This window comes from Arthrobacter sp. 9MFCol3.1 (assembly GCF_000620385.1).
In the GTDB taxonomy this organism is placed as follows: Bacteria; Actinomycetota; Actinomycetes; order Actinomycetales; family Micrococcaceae; genus Arthrobacter.
In genome coordinates, this window is sequence record NZ_JIBJ01000006.1 from 50,510 (window position 1) to 68,376 (window position 17,867).

A 17,867-nucleotide genomic window follows, 5' to 3' on the forward strand; every position below is an offset into this window, starting at 1 on the left:
CAGCCCCGGGGCCGGCCCCGTGCCGGTCCGGGGAGAGGGCTCTAGAGGGGGAATTTGCCGGAGAGTTCCAGCGGCCCGGCGCACGTCCATGCGGCCAGGCGCTCATCGTCGGAGGGGCCGCCGGCCAGGGGGCTGGTGAGCCGCGGCCGGCGCACCCAGCAGCCTGCCTCCTCGGCGATCAGGGCCCCGGCGGCGAAGTCGTGTTCGTTGAGCCCGCGCTCACCGTAGGCATCGTGCGTGCCGTCCGCCACGAGGCACAGGTCCAGTGCCGCGGACCCGAGTCGGCGCATGTCCGCGAAGCCGTCCATCAGGCTGCCGAGGCCCTCGGCCTGTTCCGCCCGCACGCCGGGATCGTAGCTGAAGCCCGTGGCCAGGATCTGGCCGGTCCGTCCGGGGATCGGGCCGAACAGGGCGGTCAGCTGGCCCTGTTCCTGGAGCCAGGCGCCCTCGCCGCGGGACGCGTAGTAGGTGCGTCCCAGCGCCGGTGCGCTGACGACGCCGGCCAGCCAGACGCCGTCGGCGTCGGCCACCGCCACGGAGGTGGCGTAGTAGACGATGTTGCGGATGAAATTGGTGGTGCCATCGAGCGGGTCGATCGACCAGCGGTAGCCGCTGGGCTCCGCCGGCAGGACGGTGCCGCCCTCCTCCCCCGTGATGATGTCCCACGGCCGGGCCGCGGTGATGACGTCCCGGACAGCGGCTTCGGCGGCGAGGTCGAAGGCGGTCACCCAGTCGCCGGAGTCGCCCTTGTTGCTGACGTCCAGGGCGGCAGTCTTCCGGGTGGCCAGGACGGCGGCCCCCGCCGCCGCGGCCGACTTGGCCAGTTCAAGCAGCCCGGGAATGCCGGGGGCGGGAGAACCCGCGGAGTGGGAACTCATTCGGCCGCCGCACCATCGGCGCCGGGAGCCTCGCCGTCGCCGGCCAGGACCGGGACACCGTCCGCGCCAGTGGCCTCGCCACCGTCCGCGCTGGCGTCCGCTCCGCCGCCGGCCGGCCCGTTCGCCAGCAGGGCGCGGAAGCCGTCCTCATCCAGGACCGGGACGCCGAGCTGTTCTGCTTTGTCCAGTTTGGTGCCGGCGTTCTCGCCCGCCACCACGTAGCTGGTGTTCTTCGACACCGATCCGGCCGCCTTGCCGCCGCGGATCAGGATGGCTTCCTTGGCCTCATCGCGGCTGAAGCCCTCGAGGCTTCCGGTCACCACCACGGTCAGCCCCTCCAGCGTCCTGGGCGTCGACTCGTCGCGTTCGTCCGCCATCCGGACGCCGGCATCCGCCCAGCGGTCCACGATGTCGCGGTGCCAGTCCTCGGCGAACCATTCGGTCAGCGCCTGGGCGATGACCGGGCCCACGCCGTCGACGTGGGCGAGCTCCTCCTCGGAGGCCTGCCGGATGGCGTCCATGCTGCCGAACGCGGTGGCGAGGGCGCGCGAGGCCCGCGGGCCGACGTGCCGGATGGACAGGGCCACCAGGATCCGCCACAGCGGCTGGGATTTCGCTTTTTCCAGCTCCCGGAAGAGCTTCTCCGTGGTGGCCGTGGGCTTGGACGGGGTCTTGGTGGTGGCCTTGGTGAAGAAGTAGGGCACCAGCTCGAACTCCCCGGTGCCGACGCCCTTGGAGCGCTTCTCCCGGCGGACTCGGACGTCCGCGAGCTGCTCCGGGGTCAGGTCGAAGAGGGTCGCCTCGGTGGTCAGCGGCGGTTCCGCGGGCTCGGCCGGCTGGGTCAGTGCGATGGCGGCTTCCCAGCCAAGGGCCTCGATGTCGAAGGCGCCGCGGCCGGCAAGGTGGAAGACGCGTTCGCGCAGCTGCGCCGGGCAGGACCGGGAGTTGGGGCAGCGGATGTCCACGTCCCCTTCCTTTCCGGGGGCCAGCGGCGTGCCGCACGCGGGGCATTCGGTGGGCATGATGAAGTCGCGGACGGGAGGGTCCTGCTGGTCCCGCAGCGCCAGCACCGGGCCGACAATTTCCGGAATGACGTCTCCGGCCTTGCGCAGCACCACGATGTCGCCGATCTTCACGCCTTTGGCCTTGACCACCTCCTGGTTGTGCAGGGTGGCCATTTCCACGGTGGAGCCGGCCACCTTGACCGGTTCCATCACGCCGTACGGGGTGACCCGGCCGGTGCGGCCGACGTTGACGGCGATGTCGAGCAGCTTGGTGTGGACCTCTTCGGGCGGGTACTTGTAGGCCACGGCCCAGCGCGGCACCCGGGTGGTGTAGCCCAAGGCCCGCTGAGTGGCGAAGTCGTCCACCTTGATCACAATGCCGTCGATCTCGTGGGTGAGGCTGTGCCGCTTGTCGCCGTAGCGCTTGATGAATTCGAGCACGTCCGCCAGCCCGGCCAGGACCTCGAAATACGGGCTCGTGGGCAGTCCCCACTCGGCGAGCTTCCGGTAGGTCTCGGACTGGCTGGCAGTGTCGAGTCCCTCGCGGGCGCCGATGCCGTGGACGTACATCCGCAGCGGACGCTTGGCCGTTTCCGCGGGGTCCTTCTGCCGCAGCGAACCTGCGGCGGCGTTGCGCGGGTTGGCCAGCGGCGCCTTGCCGGCCTCGATCAGGGCTTCGTTGAATTCCGCGAAGGCCTGCGACGGGATGAAGACTTCACCGCGGACTTCCATCTCAGCCGGGAAGCCGGTACCGCTGAGCTGCTGCGGGATTTCCTTGATGGTCAGGACGTTGTGCGTGATGTCCTCGCCGGTGGTGCCGTCCCCGCGGGTGGCGGCCCGGACCAGCGCCCCGTCGCGGTAGAGCAGGTTGACGGCCAGGCCGTCGATCTTCAGTTCGGTGAGCCAGGACGGCGGGTTGCCGCCGTTGCCGAGCTTGGCGACGCCCGCCTCGGCCTTGACCATCCAGGCCTCCAGCTCCTCGAGCGAGAAGACATCCTCCAGGCTGTACATGCGCTGCAGGTGTTGGACGGCGGCAAACGCCGCTGACACCTCGCCGCCGACTTCCTGCGTGGGCGAGTCGTTGGCCACCAGTTCCGGATGCATGGCTTCGAGCGTTTCCAGCCGCCGGTAGAGCTCGTCGAACTCGGCGTCGGAGATGATCGGCGCGTCCTGCTGGTAGTACGCGAAGCGGTGCTTGCGGACCTGCTCCACTAGGTCTTCGTACTCCGCACGGATGTCCCCGGAGGGGACCTGCTCCCCCGCGGGGTCTTGCGGATCCGTGCCATGCCGGGGGGCTGCTTCGGCTGCTTCGTCAGTCCCTGCTGCGGTCTCTGCTGCGGTCTTCCCTGTGCTCACAGACCTATCCTGCCCTAGATCCCGGACATTGTCCGGTCCAGGGTCCGGTCAGGGGTCCGCTTCCGCAGCAGGGCTGACGCCGACCACGAGGTCAGGCGGGCGCGTCCCCGTTTGCAGTCCGGGCATCGACAACGATCGCCGTGATGTTGTCCCGGCCGCCGCTGCGCAAGGCCGCCTGGATCAGCTCGTCCACGGCAGCCTGGGGGTCGGCCTCGGCCGCGAGGATGCCGGCGATCTTCTCATCGGTCAGTTCGCCATTGAGGCCGTCGGAGCACACCAGGATCCGGTCGCCGTCTTCAAGGGGAACCAGCCAGAAGTCGGCCTCGGAGTCATCCCCGGTTCCGAGCGCCCGGGTCACCACGTGCCTGCGCGGATACACGGCGGCCTCGGCCTCGGTGATCTGGCCGGTGTCCAGGAGTTCCTGAACCTCGGAATGGTCGACGCTGATCTGGGCGAGCCGGCCGTGGCTGTAACGGTAGGTGCGGGAGTCCCCGATGTTGAGGACAAGCCAGTACGGAACGTCCTGTTGTTCCACCACCACGACGCCGGACAGCGTGGTTCCGGCGCGCGAACCGGTGGCGTGACGGATGCCCGCATCAGCCATGAGCAGATACTCCTGCAGGATGTCCGCCGTCGCGTCCCGGCTGCCGGTCTTGAACTGTGGCAGCTCGGCCAGGGTGCGCACGCAGATGCTGCTGGCAACTTCGCCGGCCTCGTGCCCGCCCATGCCGTCCGCCACGGCGAAGACGGGGTCGGCGGCAATGAAGGCGTCCTCGTTCGCCTCGCGGCGCAGCCCCCGGTCCGTGCCGTACCCGCAGTGCAGCCGCGGTCCCTGTTTGCCGTCCGACGGCGGGATGGGGGCGTCTGGCGTTGCGTTCATGGCGGTCCTCAATACAGTGGTGCGCGGCTTCAGCGGTGCGCGAGGGCTGACGGCGGTCACAAACCCGGCCGGATCGCAACTGCCGGTCCGACTATTGCATATGCGCCGCTCAACTGAGAAGCCCGCCACGGGCTACCGCCGGGCTGATCCGGTGCTCAGTCCAGGATCAGGCCCCGCCCGCTGCCGGGCAGCAGCTGCACCGGGTGGATTTCGCCGAACCCCCGGACGTCCTCGGCCGGGCGGGGCACCAGGACGAAGCGTTCGTCCTGCTCCAAGGCGGCCGCGGTCATCGAATCCACCAGCACGGTTCCGGGGTCCGCTAGGGCAGTCAGGCGGGCGGCGAGGTTGACGGTGGGTCCGTAGATGTCACCGAGGCGGGAGAGGATGCGGCCCCAGACCATGGCCACGCGGGCCTGGGGCAGGATCTCGTCGTCGGTGAAGGCGCGGGACAGGGCCAGGGAAATCTCGGCTCCCGCCGCCGGAGTCTCGGCAATGTACAGGACTTCGTCGCCGACGGTCTTGACCAGCCGGCCGCCGCCGACCGAGATGATTTCGGCGCACTTGTTCTCGAAGCGCTGCACCAGCTGGGCGAGCGTCTTCTCGTTCATCCGGCGGGACAGGCTCGTGTAGGAGACAAGGTCGGCGAAGCCAACGGCCCGGGCCAACGGCAGGGGCGCATCGTCCTCGTCGCCTTCGCGGCCCTCTTCGCTGGACTGCAGCCCGGCTTCGGCCCGGACGGCCAGGCGCTGCACAGCGGCGTTGAGCTGGCGGCGCCAGGAGTAGGTGAGCATCTCCTCGAGGGGGTCGATCAGGTTCGGCAACTCGCTGACGAGCCGCTTGCGGGCAACGGCGTCAGTCACGCCCTGTTCCTGGACCATGTCCTCCACGAGGGCCTCGATCTGCCACACCACCATCCGGTCGGTCATCTGGCCGATGGCCCGGGTGATGGAAATGGCGGCTTCCTCGGTGAGCTTGCCGTCGCGCACCAGGTCCACGATGGTGGACAGGGCGGCCTGGTCACGCTCGGTGAAGGCCACGTCTTCATCCCCGAGGTTGGGAAAGCCAAGGGCGCGCCAAAGTTTCCGGGCAGAGAGCAGCGAGAGCCCGGCACCGGCGGCGACTTCACGACGCCGGAGCTTGCGCTCACCGCCCAGCAGCCGCGCTTCCAGGGCCTTGGCGGCGAGCCGTTCAGCGGACATCGTGCCGGTGGGCGGGGCCTCAGGTTCAGGTTCGGAGGGTTCGACGGCTTCGAATTCAGGTTCGGCGGGTTCGGCGGCTTCGAATTCAGGTTCGGAGGGTTCGACGAGCGCGCCTGCCTCGGTGTCGAAGGCGGTCCCGGCGTCGCTGTCGGCGGCAGCCGAACCGGCGGCAGCCGAACCGGCGGCGTCCTCGGGCTCCCGGGGCAATTCCGGGGCAGCGAGGTCGGTGTCCTGGTGGACGTTCTCAGCGTTCATCTCTTCCACCTTCTCTCGTCTCCCACGGCCAGGCCTCGCCTGGGTTGTAGGTCATGCCGTCGGCCCCGGACGCCTCGCCCTGGGGGAGGTCGTCGATGGCGTCCAGCAGGAAACTGCGGAATGTCGCCACCTCGGGGACATCGGGGACCACCGTTCCAAGGGGGTACCCGGTCTCCAAGGATATATTCCCGGAGTGCAATAGGCGCTGCAACAACGATTGCTCAATGGCCACATGGCGGACGGCCGCGAGGGGGATCTGCTCATCGCGCCGCCTTAACATGCCGTAGCGGGTAACTAAACGCTGGCTGGTGAGGATGTAGCGGGTGGCGTGCCATGCAATGACCCGCGGGAGGCAATAGCCCAGCAGCACCCATGCCGCCAACGCCAGGCACACGGCGACTCCCCAGGGAGTCCACTCCATGGGGATGAGGGGCAGGAGCCGCGTCGGGCCGCCCTTGACAACCCAGGCGCAGGCGTACGCGGCCGCAGCCGGAACAACAACGAACGTCAGCGCCGGGACAATGAGCATCCTGGGCTGGGGCCGGGTCACCACAATTACTTGCTCTCCCGGCAGGAGCACTTTACGCATAACCGCTTTCTGCCCCGCCGCTGCCCTGGCCGCCGGTCCCGGCCGGGTTCCACGGCCTCAGGTGCACGACGTCGCCGGCGGTCACCACGTGTTCATGGCCCGCGGCATCGACCACCAGGAGCGAGCCGTATTCGTCCAGCCGCGTGGCGTGGCCAATGATCTCGTGGTCGCCCGGGAGCTGGGCCCTGACCTGCTTGCCGAGGGTCGCGAGGAAGTGCTCCACCCGTTTGTGCAGCGACGGGCCACCGGCCAGGCCGGCGGTGGGGTCGCCGTCGGCGTTGCAGAAACTCCGGTAGAGGGTGGCGAAGCGGGACAGGTAGCTCTTCAGGAGCTCCGTCCGGTCCACTGTGTCCGGATTCTCCAGCAGCACGGAAGTGGCGGTGGGAACCGGGAGTTCGGGCTCTGTCAGCGTGACGTTCAGGCCGGTGCCGAGGATGACCGGCGGCGCGCCGCCGGCGCCGAGCGGGCCGAGCTGTGCCAGGATGCCGGCGATCTTCCGGCCCCGGACCAGGACGTCGTTGGGCCATTTGAGTTCCGCCGGAAGGCCTGCCGTTTCCGTCAGGGCCTCACGCAGGGCGAGGGCGGCCAGGAGGGACAGCCAGGAGTACCTGTGGGTCGGCAACGGCCGGCCGGCCCCGTTGACCGGCAGGAGCACGAGCGAGACGGAGACCGAGCTGCGGGCCGGCGCTTCCCACCGGCGGTCGAGCCGGCCGCGGGCGGCGCTCTGGTACTCGGCGGTCAGCACCGACAGGTCCGGCCATGCACGGGGATCCTCGGTCACCCCGCGGAGGAGATCGGCGTTGGTGGAGCCGGTGGATTCCAGCACCGTCAGGCGCGGAATTCCGTTGGCGGACAGGAACGCCTCATCGCTGAGGGCACTCAGGTCCAGGGGCGGACGGTCCGGGGTTTCCTGCACGGCTTCCATCCTTGAATCCTACCGAGGAAAGCGTGCCGGGGCCCCGGCCAGCCGACTCATATGCCTCCGCCGAAACTCCCCACCTTTGACCGGGACGTCCGGTGTGTCGGCCGGACACGCCGCAGATTCCGGGGTCCGGCCCTCAAATCAGGGGAAATTCCGCAGGGCAGGCGGTCGCAAAACACCCAGCAAGTTCAGAGGAAGATGTCCGGGACCAGCCGGGCCTCCGGCGCGCCGAGGCTGTACGGGCTGAAGTCCGTCACCCCTGCCGCCGCGAGAACCTGTTCATCGGTGTAGAAGTTGCCGCTCCGGCTCCCGCCGGCGGGGACCGCGTTGCCGCCGGTCAGCACGGCGTGGGCGGCGTCGGCCATGATGTCGGGGCTGCGGGCGCCCTTGACGATCATGTCGCCGCCGGGCATGTTGCGGATCGCCGCGGTGTCGATCAAGGTACGCGGCCAGAGTGAGTTCACGGCGACGCCGTCGGCCTTGAGCTCCTCGGCCAGCCCCAGCGTGGTCAGGCTCATGCCGTATTTGGCCATGGTGTAGGCCAGGTGCAGGCCGGCCCACTTCGGATCCAGGTTCAGGGGCGGGGAGAGCGTGAGGATGTGCCCGGCCGCGGAGACGCGCAGTGCCGGCAGCGCCATCTTCGAGAGCAGGAACGTGCCGCGCACGTTGATGTCCTGCATGAGGTCGTAGCGCTTCATGTCCACGTCGTCGGTGCTGGAGAGGTCGATCGCCGACGCATTGTTGATGACGACGTCGATCCCGCCAAAGCTGTCCACGGCGGCGCCGACAGCCCCGGCGACGTCGGCGTCGTTGCGCACGTCGCCGACCAGCGGCAAGGCCCGGCCGCCGGCGGCCTCGATCTGTTCGGCGGCGGTATACACGGTTCCCTCCAGCCTGGCGTGGGGCTGACCGGTCTTGGCCATCAGGACGACGTTGGCGCCGTCCCGGGCTGCGCGGAGCGCGATGGCCAGGCCGATGCCGCGGCTGCCCCCGGAGAGAAGGACAGTGCGGCCCTGGAGGGTACCGGCGGCCTGGTACGGCCCTGCGGCGGTGCCCGAAGCATCGTTGCTTGAAGTCATGCCCACACTCTAGCGGACCAATGTTACTCACGGGTAACAAAGCGGTGCGGGAGCTTCGCGGCGGGAAAATTGTAGGTTCCCTACAGCGGCACCGGCCAATACCGTCACTAGACTTGCCAGCAGAGCCCTGCTTTTGTGGATTCCAGCCAAAGGACCCCACATAACGGGCGCCGTACAACCTTGCGACAGAGCCGGAGAAACTTGATGAGCCACGATCTGACCACGACTGCGGGAAAGATTGCAGATTTCCGCGACCGCCAGGCCCGTGCCGAGCAGCCCTCCGGTCCGGAAGCGATCGCCAAGCAGCATGCGCGCGGCAAGAATACCGCCCGCGAGCGCATCGACCTGTTGCTGGATGCCGGCTCCTTCGTCGAATTCGACGCGCTGGCCGTGCACCGCTCCACCGCGTTCGGCATGGAGAAGAAGAAGCCCCTCGGCGACGGCCTCGTCTCCGGCTATGGCACGGTGGACGGCCGCCCGGTCGCGGTCTACAGCCAGGATTTCTCGGTCTACGGCGGCTCGCTGAGCCAGGTCAACGGCGAAAAAATCGTCAAGGTCCAGGAGTTCGCGCTGCGCAACGGCTGCCCCGTGGTCGGCATCCTCGACGGCGGCGGTGCCCGCATCCAGGAGGGCGTCGCCTCCCTGGCGATGTTCGCGGACATCTTCCGCAACAACGTCCACGCCTCCGGCGTCGTTCCGCAGATCTCGCTGATCATGGGCCCCTCCGCCGGCGGCGCGGCCTACTCCCCCGCCCTGACCGACTACGTGGTCATGGTGGACAAGACCTCGCACATGTTCATCACCGGCCCGGACGTCATCAAGACCGTCACCGGCGAAGACGTGGACATGGAAACCCTCGGCGGCGCCCGGCAGCACAACGCCAACACCGGCACCTCGACTTACCTGGCCTCCGACGAGGCCGACGCCGTCGAATTCGTCCGCGAGCTGCTCGACTTCCTGCCCTCCAACAACCTCGCCGAGGCCCCGGTGCTGGAGCACCAGCAGGAGCTGGAAATCGACGACGACGACCTCGCCCTGGACGCGCTGATCCCGGACTCGGCCAACCAGCCGTACGACATGCGCAAGGTCATCGAGCAGATTGTCGACGACGCCCACTTCCTCGAGATGCAGTCCCTCTATGCCCCGAACGTGATCATCGGCTACGGCCGGGTCGAGGGCCACACGGTGGGCATCGTGGCCAACCAGCCCATGCAGTTCGCCGGCACCCTGGACATCGCGGCCTCGGAAAAGGCCGCCCGCTTCGTCCGGCACTGCGATGCCTTCAACATCCCCATCATCACGCTCGTGGACGTGCCGGGCTTCCTGCCCGGCAAGGACCAGGAGTTCCAGGGCATTATCCGCCGCGGCGCCAAGCTGCTCTACGCGTACGCCGAGGCCACCGTGCCCAAGCTGACCGTGATCACCCGCAAGGCCTACGGTGGGGCCTACATCGTGATGGGCTCCAAGAAGCTCGGCGCGGACCTGAACCTCGCCTGGCCCACCGCCCAGATCGGCGTCATGGGCGCCCAGGGTGCCGTGAACATCCTGTACCGCCGCGAACTCGCCGCGGTGGCGGAGGACGGCGGCGACGTCGAAGCCAAGCGCGCCGAGGTGATCCGCCAGTACGAGGAAGAGCTGCTCAACCCCTACCAGGCCGCCCAGCTCGGCTACGTGGACGCCGTCGTCGCACCGTCCGAAACCCGGGTGCAGATCATCAAGGGCCTGCGCGCCCTCCGGGACAAGCGGGCCGCCCTGCCCGCCAAGAAGCACGGGAACATCCCGCTGTGAGCCCTGAGACTCCAGACGCACCTCTGCTTGCTGTCGTGAAGGGCGAGCCGACGCCGGAAGAGCTGGCGGCGCTGACCGCCGTCGTGCTGTCCCTGGGGCAGAGCCAGCAGGCGGCACCGGAAAGCCCCGGCGTCCGGCACTGGGTCCGCCGGCAGCAGCTTCGGCTGGCGCCCAGGCCGGGTCCGGAGGCCTGGCGCCGCAGCCTGGGCTGAGACGACCTGGTTGAGCGTCCCGGCTGGGCCAGCCCGCAGGCGAAATCTGCACGGAAAAAGTTGCGCGCGAAAAAGTTCAGTGACTCTTTCATAACCACCGCGGCCGGGCTAGTCTCGTCGGGTGACTACCGAAATCATCGCCTCAGACAACACTGCCCCCGCGCGCCAGCAGACCGCCATTGACGCCGTCGCCGACGCCTACACGGACACCCTGATCCGGCTCAACCCGAGCTTCGCCACCGAACTCGGCCTGCCCGGGCACGAGACCGAGTACCAGGACTTCTCCCCCTCCGGCCACGAGGAATTCGCGGCCGCCGCGCGCGAGGCACTCGCGGCGCTGGCCGGGCTGGAGCCGGTTGACGACGTCGACGCCGTCACCCTCGACGCCATGCACGAGCGGCTGGGCCTGCAGCTGGAAATCCACGAATCGGGCTGGGACACGGCCGACCTGAACAACATCGAGTCCCCGTCCCAGCAGATCCGCGCGATCTTTGACCTCATGCCGACCGATACCGCCGGGCAGTGGGAGCACATCGCGGGCCGGGCCCACAATGTCCCTGCAGCCATCGACGGATACATCGAGTCGCTGCGTTCGGCGATGCAGGACGGCAAGGTGGCCGCGGCCCGCCAGGTGTCGATCGTGATCGAGCAGGCCACCAAGCACGCCGCGGACGACGGCTTCTTCGCAAAGCTCGCCGCCGGCGCCAAGACTGCGGACGGCCCGCTCCCGGCGGAACTGCAGACCAGGCTCGACGCCGGCGTCGCGGACGCCCGGGTGGCCTACTCCCGGCTGGCAGGATTCCTCGAGTCCGAACTCCTGCCGGTTGCCCCCGCTAAAGACGCTGTGGGCCGTGAGCGCTACGCCCTGGCCTCGCGCGCCTTCCTCGGTGCCACCGTGGACCTGGAAGAGACCTACGCGTGGGGCGTGGAGGAGCTCGACCGCCTCATCGCCGAACAGGAACGGGTGGCCGGCGAAATCCGCCCCCGCGCCTCGATCGAAGAAGCCAAGGAGATCCTGAACAACGATCCCGCCCGGCAGCTCAAAGGCACCGACGCCCTCCAGGCCTGGATGCAGGAACTGTCGGACAAGGCCGTGGCCGAGCTCGCCGGCGTCCACTTCGAGATCCCGGACATCATGAAAACGCTGGAGTGCCGGATCGCGCCCACGGATGAGGGCGGCATCTACTACACGGGGCCCTCGGAGGACTTCAGCCGCCCCGGCCGGATGTGGTGGTCCGTGCCGGCCGGTGAAGACACCTTCACCACGTGGGCCGAAACCACCACGGTGTACCACGAGGGCGTTCCCGGCCACCACCTCCAGGTCGCCACCGCCACCTACCGCCGCGAGCTGCTGAACAAGTGGCGCCGCAGTGTGTGCTGGACCTCGGGCCACGGCGAAGGGTGGGCGCTCTATGCGGAAAAGCTCATGCAGGAACTCGGCTACCTCAATGATCCGGGCGACCACATGGGCATGCTGGACATGCAGCGCATGCGCGCGGCCCGCGTGGTGTTCGACATCGGCGTGCACCTGGAACTTGAGGTTCCCGAGCGCTGGGGCAGCGGCATCTGGACATCGGAGAAGGGCTTTGACTTCCTCCGCGCCAACCTGCCGATCAGCGAGGGGCAGCTGAAGTTCGAGTTCACCCGCTACCTGGGCTGGCCGGGACAGGCCCCGTCCTACAAGGTGGGCCAGCGGCTCTGGGAGCAGATCCGGGCGGAGCTCGAATCCCGCCCCGGCTTCGACCTCAAGGCGTTCCACACGAAGGCCCTGAACATCGGCTCGGTGGGCCTGGACACCCTCAAGCGCGCGCTCCTGGGGTAATCCGGGTTTCGGCGGCTGACCTGCACCGTCAGTGGCCAGACGGCCGGTTGGGGCGACTATTCGCGCAGCGAAGTCGCCGCAACCGGCCGTTCGCCTGTCCCGCGCCAAATGGACCTTGGACCAATAGTCGACTATTCTCTGGGGGACACATTTAGTGGGCTTTTCACGGCCCGGGTCGGCGGCTGGGGCTGCGACCCTAGTGTCCGGTGTACTTTGCTCTCCTGCAGGGCGCCGGTCATGCAAGTATCTCCGCAACTGCGGCATGGTCTTGCTGACCGTCAGTATGCGCGCGTCGGTCCTGCGGCACTTACGCGGGACGACGCCTATGAATCAGGCGCATGCAATAGAGGTACCAGCACCTTGGTCTCCGGTGCGAGCTATTGACAATAGAAACCCGCGTGAACGAATAGCGCCAGCATTCCGGCGCTCCCCGAGGAGCGCAGCGGAAAAGCTGTGCGCTGGGCTTCTGCCGAAACCTCACCGAGGGTTCCTGCAGCGGCTGACGATTGCCGGGCACAAACAAGACCCCATATTGGAGCCCCTATGAGGAATATCGCCTCATTCCTAAGACCACCGACCAATGACGCCGCGAAAGCGCGGACGCGGATCCGGAAGCGCACGGCGGCATCCGCGGTTGCGACGGCCGTCGTTGTGGCCGCCGCCACGATGAGCGCCCCGGCACCCCTGAACGCCGCGACGCCGACTGCCACGCCCACGGCAACGGCAACGGCCTGCAATCCGCTGCCCTTCAACCTCCCGGCGCCCGCGAACAGGCACACCTCGGCGAAGAAGGCGTGGGCCTACTACTTCCCGCCGTTCCCGCTCGCAGTCGACAGCCCCGACCCCACCCGCGACGTCTACCCGCGCTGGATGGATACCCACAACTCTCTCAACGGCGCGTACGACCTCCGGGATCGTCCGGTTGCTCCTCAGCGTGCAACCCAGACCACCTGGCGGCAGGCCGATTTCGAGAAGGAGGTCCGGCAGGCAGTCGGGGCAGGCCTGGACGGTTTCATCTGGGAATACAACAGCTCCACCGATATCCGCTGGCAGCAGCTGCCAGCGATGCTCGCCGCTGCCAAGGCAGTGGACCCGGGCTTCAAGATCATGCTCAGCCCGGACTTCATTACGGCCGCCGGCTCCACCTCTGACAGTGTCTACAACAACGTCATGAAGGTGAAGGACGACTCGTCGATCTACCGGAACAGTGCCGGCATCGTGCTCGCCCCGTTCTTCCCGGAGCGCAAGACACCCGCATGGTGGGATGGGCTCCGGAGCCGCCTCGCCTCCTCCGGCGTCAAATCCAACCTTGTACCCATCTTCATTTCCTGGGGCGGAGGAACACAGAAGACGGACTGGAACAACTCGGTGTCCGGGTATTCGCAATGGGGCACCCGCACCGCCAGCGGCGTTCCGACCCTCGCCAAGGAAAGCGCCGAAGCCCACCGCCGCGGCAAGACCTACATGCAGCCGGTGGCATTCGAGGATTCACGGTCCTACGACGGGCGATACTGGGAGTCATCCAACAGCTCCACCCTGCGCGATTCCCTGGCCTCGGCGGTCACCAGCAACGCCGACTCCATTGCGCTCATCGCCTGGAACGACTACACCGAGTCATGGGTGGCACCTTCCAAGCAACGCGGCTATGCAGTGCTGGACATGGCTGCCTACTACATTTCCTGGTTCAAGAACGGGGTCAAGCCCGCGATTACCCAGGATGCCCTGTACTGGAGCCACCGCTCGCACCCCACGAACGCTCCGTACTCGATGACCCCCATCGGTCGCAACGGCAAACCCGCACCGATGTACATCCCGAACGGTGACGCGGCGAAGAACGAAGTAGAACTCGTGGCCGTGCTGAAGACGCCGGGGCGCCTGACCATCACGCAGGGAAGCAACGTCAAGACCATGGATGCGCCGGCCGGGCTGACGTCCTTCAAGGTTCCGCTCGTGGCCGGGACCACGCCGTCCTTCAAGCTCGCACGCAGCGGAGCGACGGTCCAGACAGTCACGAGCAACACCCCGGTGCGCTCCTCCGTGGCGTACCAGGACATGATTTACCACGCAGGCGGCGGCGTCGCAGGCACCTGCGCACGCTAGGCCTTCCCGCACGAGAAGGCAGTTCGCGGCAGTGCTTCGCATGAACATTGCCGCGAACTGCCATCTCGCGTGGCCGGAGGCGGCCTGGCCCGCCCGGCGACGAGACAATCGCCACACCGCTTGCCGGAATAACTTCACAAAAGCCCCCGCCCGCGCGGAAATCCCGGGCGTTCCGCGGCGCAGGGCCAGCTGTGGCGCCGTAACATTTCTCAACATCCGTTCGTCATGCTATGCGCAACGGTCCTAGCGTGTTCCGGTGACCACTCAGACAAGCACCCCCGCACCCGCTGGAAAGACCGGGTTCCAGCTGCCCAAATGGGCCGGCTCGTTCGGCTTCCAGATCATTGCCGCCCTGATCGTCGGCCTGGGCCTTGGCCTGCTGGCCAAGTACACCGGCAGCACCAAGGCCAACCCCAACGCCCTCGGCACCACGCTGCAGACCATCGGCTCGAGCTACGTCTCGCTGCTGCAGACCGCCGTGGTTCCCCTGATCTTCACCGCCGTCGTCAGCTCCATCTCCAACCTGCGAGCCGTTTCCAATGCCGCCCGGCTGGCCTGGAACACACTGCTCTGGTTCGCGATCACCTCGCTGATCGCCGTGCTGATCGGCATCGGCCTGGGCGTGCTGCTGCAGCCCGGCGCCGGAACCGGCATCAACCAGGAAGCCAAGTACGCCGGCAAGTCCGGTGACTGGTGGGCCTTCCTGACCGGGCTGTTCCCGAAGAACTTCCTGGGCCTCGGCGCGACCACCACCGTCACTGACGGCGTCGCCACTACCGCCGTGAGCTTCAACGTCCTGCAGATCCTGGTGATCGCTATCGCCGTCGGCATCGCCGCGCTGAAAGTGGGCAAGGCCGCTGAACCGTTCCTGGCCCTGAACGCGTCCGCCCTCGCCGTCATCCAGAAGGTCCTCTGGTGGATCATCCGGATCGCGCCGCTCGGTACCGTCGGCCTGATCGGCAACGCCGTGGCCGTCTACGGCTGGGACACCATCGGCTCGCTCGGCAAATTCACCGTGGCGATCTACATCGGCCTGGCGCTAGTGCTGTTCGTGGTCTACCCGGCCTTGATCCGCAGCCACGGGCTGTCCGTCAGGCAGTACTTCTCCGGCGTGTGGCCGGCCGTGCAGCTGGCCTTCGTCTCCCGCTCCTCGATCGGCACGCTGCCGCTGACCCAGCGCGTGACCGAACGGAGCCTGGGTGTCCCCCGCGCCTACGCCTCCTTCGCGGTGCCGCTCGGCGCGACCACCAAGATGGACGGCTGCGCGGCGATCTACCCGGCCGTGGCGGCGATCTTCGTGGCCCAGTTCTTCGGCATCCAGCTCGACTTCACCCAGTACCTGCTGATCGCACTGGTGTCCGTGCTCGGCTCGGCCGCGACCGCCGGCACCACCGGCGCCGTCGTAATGCTGACGCTCACGCTCTCCACGCTGGGACTGCCGCTGGCCGGCGTCGGCCTGCTGCTGGCCATCGACCCGATCCTGGACATGGGACGCACCGCCGTCAACGTGGCCGGGCAGGCATTGATCCCGGCGATCGTGGCCAAACGCCAGGGCATCCTTGACGAAACGCTGTACAACGCGCCGCGGAACGGCGATCCGTTCAGCGAGGACAGCGAAGGCAGCGACAACGTCGACGACGTCGATGGCACCTCCGACCCCTCCGCCGCCGCAGCTCCCGCGGCCGGACGGGAAGAGCGGGACCTGGCTGACGCCAGGGCGTAACGGCTGAACGAGTGTTAACCAGAGAAGTCCCCGGCAATCCCCGGGGACTTCTCTGGTTTAACCGGCGTCGGCTTCAACCTGCGTCGGCTCCAGTCCGCACGGGCCTAGTGTCCGCCGATCACACCCTTTTCGGCGGCTTTGGTGACGGCGTCCGCTTCTGCCTGGGTCAGGGTGCCGTCCTTGACGGCCTGGTCCAGCCGGGGCTTCAGTGCGGCGGCGTGATTGGCCTGTTCCGCGGTACGCAATTCCGCCAGGGCAGCGGTGACCTTGGCTTCATCGATGCCGAGCGACTTCGCCAGGGAAGCGGCCAGGGCCTTCTGCATGGCGGCGCGGTCCGGCTTCTGCCCCGCGGCAGGTGGAGTGGCCGGCGGGGTGGCCGGCCTGTTGGCTTCGCGGAAAGTCTTCAGGGCGTCAGTGACCTTGGCCTCGTCGACGCCGAGCTTGTCGGCGAGCTCTTTGGCGCGGGCGCCGGACTCCGCACCGCCGTGGCCGCGGTGCCCACCGCGCATGCCGTGGCCGTCGGCGAAGTTGTTCCCCGGGGCACTCGAGCTGGGCGTCGGGGTGGGCGTCGGCGTCGTCGTGGCGGAGGCCATCCCGGCGACTCCGAGCCCTGCGCCCAGCGCCACGGCCGCGGCCCCGAGGCCTAGCGCGATTTTGGTTGTGCGTGACATCTGCTGTCTCCTGGATCTGCCGCGCGGTGACGGCGCTTGAAGCTGATGGTACGTGCGGGGAAGGCTGCTCCACGAGCACCTCCAGTCTGCACCTGCCCCAGCAGAGATAGCTGTTTCCCAGCTTTCACTTTCCTGTGAATCCGGCGGGGACGCCGGGAGGGCAAAAAGACGGCAAGAAGACGACAAAAGTCGATAGGCTCTGGGCATGCTGATCGTCACCTCGAACGACATTCCGGGCCACCGGATCGACGCCGTCTTCGGCGAAGTCATGGGCCTGACCGTCCGTTCCCGGGACATCACCGCCCAGGTCATGGCGGGCTTCCGTTCCCTGGGCGGCGGCGAGGTGCTGGAAATGACGCGGGCCCTCCACGACAGCCGGCAAGATGTCATGGCCCGGATGGTGGCCGAGGCCGAGCAGCGCGGCGCCAACGCCATCATCGCCATGCGCTTCGATACGTCAGCGATCGGGCAGAACTGGACGGAGGTCTGCGCTTACGGCACAGCCGTATTTGCCATTCCGCTCTCGCAGAACGAGCCCGGGGCCACTGGCCAGTCGATCTACCTGACCAATTCCGGCGACGAGGCAGCCCAGCTCAAGCCCTGAGCGCCGGGCCGCTTGCCAGCCCTACCGCTAGCAGCTTCCGAAAATACTTGCCCAGAGTGCAAACATGCACGTAGTGTAAGCGCGTGTTCCCATCGCCCTCCCCCTCCGCCGCCCAGGCCGCCGCATCCGGCGACCCCGGTGCCCCCTCGCGCCGCGAACTGAACAAGGCCGCTACCCGGCAGGCCATCACGGATGCCGCCATGGACCTGCTCCGCACGCGGGGACCCGGAAACTTCACCGTGGAGGACATCGCCGCCGCCGCCGGGATCTCCCGCCGCACCTTCTTCAACTACTTCGGCAGCACCGAGGCGGCGCTCGCCTCGGTGACGTTCGGCTTCCTGGACACGGCACTTCAGCAGTTCCGGCTCCGCCCGGCGGGCGAGCCCATCCTGGAATCTGCCCGCGCAGCCCTCGTGGAACTGGCCGATCCCATGACCGTGGCACCGGTGGCCGAGCTCTACAGCCTGGGCCAGACCAACCCCCAGCTCAGCCGCTCCGAGCTGGAAGCCTGGGACCACTGCACCGAACAGATCATCGACGCCGCCCGCGAACGCTTTGCGCTGACGGCGTCCGGCGACGTCGACGAGCTCTACCTCCGCGCCCTCGCCGGCTCCGTCATCTCGTGCGGAAAAGCCGCCATGGATGTCTGGTTTGCCCGCTGCGGCGGCGACCTGGCCCCCGAGTCCCTGTCCATCCTGCGCCAGCTCCTGATCGATTCCATGGGCCTCCTCGGCTCCGGATTCGCGTCCCACTCCCCCGCCACCCCTTCCCCAGATCGGCACTGA

The 17,867-nt window shown here is 68.1% G+C and carries 15 protein-coding genes; 7 read left to right on the forward strand and 8 right to left on the reverse strand.

Annotation, left to right across the window (positions count from 1 at the left end; all coding sequences use genetic code 11):
• Positions 1 to 41: 41 nt before the first annotated feature.
• The 7 genes from C560_RS0107420 to C560_RS0107450 form a co-directional block, all read right to left on the reverse strand.
• Complete coding sequence (locus tag C560_RS0107420) at positions 42 to 878, reverse strand: inositol monophosphatase family protein (protein WP_051533048.1); 837 nt, start codon at positions 876 to 878, stop codon at positions 42 to 44.
• The gene (gene ligA / locus C560_RS21400) at positions 875 to 3,238 is read right to left on the reverse strand and encodes an NAD-dependent DNA ligase LigA (protein ID WP_269320021.1); all 2,364 of its coding nucleotides are present in this window, start codon (positions 3,236 to 3,238) and stop codon (positions 875 to 877) included. The genes C560_RS0107420 and ligA overlap by 4 nt, the downstream gene beginning before the upstream one ends.
• Before the next feature lie 91 nt (positions 3,239 to 3,329).
• On the reverse strand, positions 3,330 to 4,118 hold the full coding sequence (locus tag C560_RS0107430; RefSeq protein ID WP_026537703.1) for a PP2C family protein-serine/threonine phosphatase: 789 nt from the start codon (positions 4,116 to 4,118) through the stop codon (positions 3,330 to 3,332).
• Between the two features lie 155 nt (positions 4,119 to 4,273).
• Positions 4,274 to 5,572, reverse strand: a complete 1,299-nt coding sequence (locus tag C560_RS0107435; protein WP_026537704.1) for an adenylate/guanylate cyclase domain-containing protein — start codon at positions 5,570 to 5,572, stop codon at positions 4,274 to 4,276.
• Positions 5,562 to 6,161 (reverse strand): PH domain-containing protein, encoded by a 600-nt coding sequence (locus C560_RS0107440; RefSeq protein WP_026537705.1) that lies wholly within the window; start codon positions 6,159 to 6,161, stop codon positions 5,562 to 5,564. The genes C560_RS0107435 and C560_RS0107440 overlap by 11 nt, the downstream gene beginning before the upstream one ends.
• Positions 6,154 to 7,086 (reverse strand): biotin--[acetyl-CoA-carboxylase] ligase, encoded by a 933-nt coding sequence (locus tag C560_RS0107445; RefSeq protein ID WP_026537706.1) that lies wholly within the window; start codon positions 7,084 to 7,086, stop codon positions 6,154 to 6,156. Before C560_RS0107445 ends, C560_RS0107440 begins: the two co-directional genes overlap by 8 nt.
• Positions 7,087 to 7,271: 185 nt before the next feature.
• Entirely contained in the window at positions 7,272 to 8,162 is an 891-nt protein-coding gene (locus C560_RS0107450; protein WP_026537707.1) for an SDR family oxidoreductase, read from the reverse strand.
• 204 nt (positions 8,163 to 8,366) lie between these two features.
• On the opposite strand from C560_RS0107450, the gene C560_RS0107455 reads away from it, so the two are divergent.
• From C560_RS0107455 to C560_RS0107475, 5 genes are all read left to right on the forward strand, one after another.
• Positions 8,367 to 9,950 (forward strand): acyl-CoA carboxylase subunit beta, encoded by a 1,584-nt coding sequence (locus tag C560_RS0107455; protein WP_018774608.1) that lies wholly within the window; start codon positions 8,367 to 8,369, stop codon positions 9,948 to 9,950.
• Positions 9,947 to 10,162, forward strand: a complete 216-nt coding sequence (locus C560_RS0107460; RefSeq protein WP_026537708.1) for an acyl-CoA carboxylase subunit epsilon — start codon at positions 9,947 to 9,949, stop codon at positions 10,160 to 10,162. Before C560_RS0107455 ends, C560_RS0107460 begins: the two co-directional genes overlap by 4 nt.
• Positions 10,163 to 10,283: 121 nt before the next feature.
• Complete coding sequence (locus C560_RS0107465) at positions 10,284 to 11,984, forward strand: DUF885 domain-containing protein (protein ID WP_442853145.1); 1,701 nt, start codon at positions 10,284 to 10,286, stop codon at positions 11,982 to 11,984.
• 543 nt (positions 11,985 to 12,527) lie between these two features.
• Positions 12,528 to 14,084, forward strand: a complete 1,557-nt coding sequence (locus C560_RS0107470) for a glycoside hydrolase family 71 protein (RefSeq protein WP_026537710.1) — start codon at positions 12,528 to 12,530, stop codon at positions 14,082 to 14,084.
• A gap of 256 nt (positions 14,085 to 14,340) precedes the next feature.
• Positions 14,341 to 15,807, forward strand: coding sequence for a dicarboxylate/amino acid:cation symporter (locus C560_RS0107475; RefSeq protein ID WP_026537711.1), 1,467 nt, complete (start codon positions 14,341 to 14,343; stop codon positions 15,805 to 15,807).
• A gap of 104 nt (positions 15,808 to 15,911) precedes the next feature.
• On the opposite strand, the gene C560_RS0107480 is transcribed toward C560_RS0107475, so the two are convergent.
• Positions 15,912 to 16,478 carry a hypothetical protein gene (locus C560_RS0107480; RefSeq protein ID WP_026537712.1) on the reverse strand — a complete coding sequence of 189 codons (567 nt, stop codon included), beginning with the start codon at positions 16,476 to 16,478 and terminating at the stop codon, positions 15,912 to 15,914.
• Between the two features lie 205 nt (positions 16,479 to 16,683).
• Between C560_RS0107480 and C560_RS21405 the strand changes: the two genes are divergently transcribed.
• Positions 16,684 to 17,082, forward strand: coding sequence for a YbjQ family protein (locus C560_RS21405; protein WP_043422764.1), 399 nt, complete (start codon positions 16,684 to 16,686; stop codon positions 17,080 to 17,082).
• Between the two features lie 83 nt (positions 17,083 to 17,165).
• Positions 17,166 to 17,867: a TetR/AcrR family transcriptional regulator gene (locus tag C560_RS0107490; RefSeq protein ID WP_026537713.1), complete on the forward strand. Its 702-nt coding sequence runs from the start codon at positions 17,166 to 17,168 to the stop codon at positions 17,865 to 17,867.